Raw genomic sequence first — 4011 nt, forward strand, 5'->3', positions numbered from 1 at the left:
CAACCTGCGCCAGCGCGTGCGGTTCGCCGACGCCGTCCAGGGCCTGGTCGAGCAGGGATACTCCGCGTTCGTGGAGGTCAGCTCCCACCCCGTCCTCGGCATGGCGGTGCAGGAGGCCGCCCCGGACGCGGTGGTGGTGGGCAGCCTGCGCCGCAACAAGGGTGATGCCTCCCGTTTCCTGACCTCGCTGGCCGAGGCGTGGGTGCGCGGCATCCCGGTCGACTGGACCGCGGTCCTGGCCGGACACGACGCCCGCACGGGCGACCGGAGGTGCGGAGGACCCGGTGGACGCCGAGTTCTGGGCGGCCGTGGAGGGGCAGGACCTACAGGCACTGACCGGCACGCTCGACGTCGCCGAGGACGCCGGGCAGGAGGCGCTGGCCCAGGCGCTGCCCGTGCTGTCGGCCTGGCGCCGGGGCCGCCGTGCCGCGTCCACCATCGACTCCTGGCGCTACCGCATCGCTTGGCGGCCGACGGCCGATCCCACCGCCGTCACCCTCGACGGCACGTGGCTGGTCGTCGTACCGGCGAGCCAGGCGGGCACGGAACTCATCAGCGTCTGCCTGGACGGGCTCGCCACGCACGGCGCGCAGACCGTACCCGTGTTCGTCGACTCCTCCGACACCGACCGGGAGCGGCTGGCCGCCCTGCTGACCGAAGCGGCCCGGCACAGCGGCGTCGACGCCGGCCAGATCAGCGGCGTGCTCTCCTTCCTCGCGCTCGACGAACACCCCCACCCCGAGCAGCCGGGCCTCGCGGCCGGCCTGGTGGCCGGGCTGGCGCTGATCCAGGCGTGCGGTGACACCGGCGTACGAGCCCCGCTGTGGCTGGCCACCAGCGGAGCCGTCACGACAGGCGACAGCGACCCGCTGCGCAACCCCGTGCAGAACGGCACCTGGGGCATGGGCCGGGTCGCGGCGCTTGAGCACCCCGAGTTCTGGGGCGGCCTCGTCGACCTTCCTCAGGCGCCCGACGAGCGCACCGCCGCCCGGTTGTGCGGGATCCTCGCCGACGACCGCGCCGAGGACCAGATCGCCATTCGCCGGACCGGCACCCTGATCCGCCGTCTCGCCCGTACCCCCGGCGGGGCCATGGGCGGCGGACAGCGCGCCTGGACCTCGCGCGGCACCGCACTGATCACCGGCGGCACGGGTGGTCTCGGCGGCCACACGGCCCGCTGGCTCGCCCGCAACGGAACCGAGCACCTGGTCCTGGTCAGCCGCCGCGGCGCGGACGCACCCGGCGCGGCCGAACTGGAGGCCGAGCTGCGCGAGCTGGGCGCCCGCGTCACCATCGCCTCCTGCGACATCGCCGACCGGGACGCGCTGGCCGCGCTCGTCGAGCGGGTCGAGGCCGACGGGCCGCCGATCCGCACCGTCGTGCACACCGCGGGCGTCGGCATCCTCATCCCGCTGGCCACCACGACGCTTCAGGAATTCGCCGACGGAGCCGAGGCCAAGCTGTCGGGCGTCGCCAACCTCGACGCGCTCTTCTGTGACGACCGGCTCGACGCCTTTGTCGTCTTCTCCTCCGTCGCCGGTGTCTGGGGCAGCGGCGACCACGGCGCCTACGCCGCGGCCAACGCCTACGCCGACGCCGTCGCCGAGCACCGGCGGGCCCGCGGCCTGGCCGGTACGTCGATCGCCTGGGGCATCTGGAGCGACGAGGGCGGCGGCATGGCCCTCGACATCGTCCAGGAGCAACTGCGCTGGCGCGGCATCCCGTTCATGGACCCGGCCCTCGCGGTCAGGGGCATGCAGCAGGTCCTCGACCGCGACGAGTGCTTCATCGCCGTGGCTGACATCGACTGGGAACGATTCGTCCCCGTCTTCACCGCGGCCCGCCCCCGCCCCCTGCTCACCGAAGTGCCCGAAGTCGCCGAGCTGCTGCGCGCCGAGGAGGACCGCCACCGTCGGCACACATCGGACGCGGAGAGCACCGGTCTCGTCTCCCGGCTGCGGGGCATGACCGCCGACGAACGGGACCGGACCGTACTGGACCTGGTACGTGCCCAGGTTGCCGGAGTACTCGGACACAGCAGCCCGAACAGCGTCGAAGTGGGGCGTGCCTTCCGGGAGTTGGGCTTCGACTCGCTGACCTCCGTCGAGCTGCGCAACCGGCTCAACGCCGCCACCGGACTGCGCCTGCCCGTCACCGTGATCTTCGACCGGCCCACGGTCGTCGCCCTGGCCCGCCACGTCCGCGAGGAACTGGTCGGTGACTCCGCCGCCCTTCCCGTTCCGGTCACAGCCGTGACTCCGGCCGGCGGGCCCGCCGCGGACGACGACCCGATCGTCATCGTCTCCATGAGCTGCCGCTACCCCGGCGGTGCCAACAGCCCCGAAGAGCTGTGGCAGATCCTCGCCGAGGGCCGCGACGTCATCGACGCCTTCCCCGACGACCGTGCCTGGGACCTCGACGCCCTCTACGACCCCGACCCGGACCGTGAGGGCACCTGCTACGCCCGCGAAGGCGGCTTCGTGCACGATGCGGGCGACTTCGACGCCGGCTTCTTCGGCATCTCGCCGCGCGAGGCCGTCGCCATGGACCCGCAGCAGCGACTGCTGCTGGAGACCTCCTGGGAAGCGCTGGAACAGGCCGGCCTCGTCCCCGACGCGCTGCGTGGCACCCCCGTCGGCGTGTTCGTCGGCGCCGCCAACCAGGGCTTCGGCGGCCTCGACAACCTGCCCGAGGGCGTCGAGGGCCACATCGTCACCGGCAGCGCCACCAGCGTCCTGTCCGGCCGTATCGCCTACACCCTCGGCCTCGAGGGCAGCGCGGTGACCATCGACACGGCCTGCTCCTCCTCCCTGGTCGCCCTGCACATGGCCGTCCAGGCGCTGCGCTCCGGCGAGTGCTCCATGGCCCTCGCGGGCGGTGTCGCCGTGATGGTGGAGCCCATCGGCTTCATCGGCTTCGCTCGCACCCGGGGCGTCGCCAAGGACGGCCGTTCGAAGGCGTTCGCCAAGGCCGCCGACGGCATGGGCCTCGCCGAGGGCGCGGGCATGCTGCTCCTGGAACGGCTCTCCGACGCCCGCCGCAACGGCCACCCCGTACTGGCGGTGATCCGCTCCACCGCCCTCAACCAGGACGGTGCGAGCAACGGCCTCAGCGCCCCCAGCGGCCCCGCGCAGCAGCAGGTCATCCGGGCGGCCCTCACCAAGGCCGGACTGTCCGCCTCCGACGTGGACGCGGTGGAAGCACACGGCACCGGGACGACCCTCGGTGACCCGATCGAGGCGCAGGCGCTGCTGGCGACCTACGGGCAGGGCCGGGATCCCGAACGGCCTTTGTGGTTGGGCTCGTTGAAGTCCAACATCGGTCACACGCAGGCCGCGTCCGGCGTCGGCGGCGTGATGAAGATGGTGCTGGCGTTGCAGCACGGTGTCCTTCCGCAGACGCTGCACGTCGATGAGCCGACTCCGCATGTCGACTGGTCGGCGGGGGCGGTGTCGCTGCTGACGGAGGCTGTGCAGTGGCCGGAGGTCGAGGGGCGTCCGCGTCGGGCGGGTGTGTCCTCGTTCGGGGTGAGCGGCACCAATGCGCATGTGGTGTTGGAGGAACCTCCGGTTGTGCCCCCGGTCGTGTCCGAGCCGGAGCCTGATGATGCCGCTGCGCCGGTGTTCGGGGCTGGTGGTGTGGTGCCGTGGGTGGTGTCGGGTCGTGGTGGGGATGGGCTAGTTGCGGCCGGTGGATGTGGCGTGGTCGTTGGCGGGGACGCGTACGGCGTTCGAGAACCGGGCCGTGGTGTTGGGTGCCGAGTCTGTTTCCGGGTCAGGGGGCGCAGTGGGCCGATATGGGACGCCAGTTGTGGGATGCGTCGTCGGTGTTTGCGGCGTCGATGGAGGCGTGTGAGGCCGCTCTCGCTCCGTTCGTGGAGTGGTCGTTGAGTGATGTGGTGCGTGGCGGGGGTGAGCTGGCTGAGGTGGATGTGGTGCAGCCGGTGTCGTGGGCGGTGATGGTGTCGCTGGCGGCGTTGTGGCGTGCTTGCGGGGTTGAGCCGTCGGTGGT

The 4011-nt window shown here is 72.5% G+C and carries 2 pseudogenes; both read left to right on the forward strand.

The features are described 5' to 3' along the window. Positions 1-16: 16 nt before the first annotated feature. Positions 17-154, forward strand: a pseudogene (locus tag IH68_RS58955) (hypothetical protein); the annotation flags it as partial. A gap of 124 nt (positions 155-278) precedes the next feature. Then, positions 279-4011 (forward strand): annotated as a pseudogene (locus IH68_RS56085) (SDR family NAD(P)-dependent oxidoreductase); the annotation flags it as partial.

The organism is Streptomyces sp. NRRL S-646 (genome assembly GCF_000720765.1).
Classification (GTDB): Bacteria; Actinomycetota; Actinomycetes; order Streptomycetales; family Streptomycetaceae; genus Streptomyces.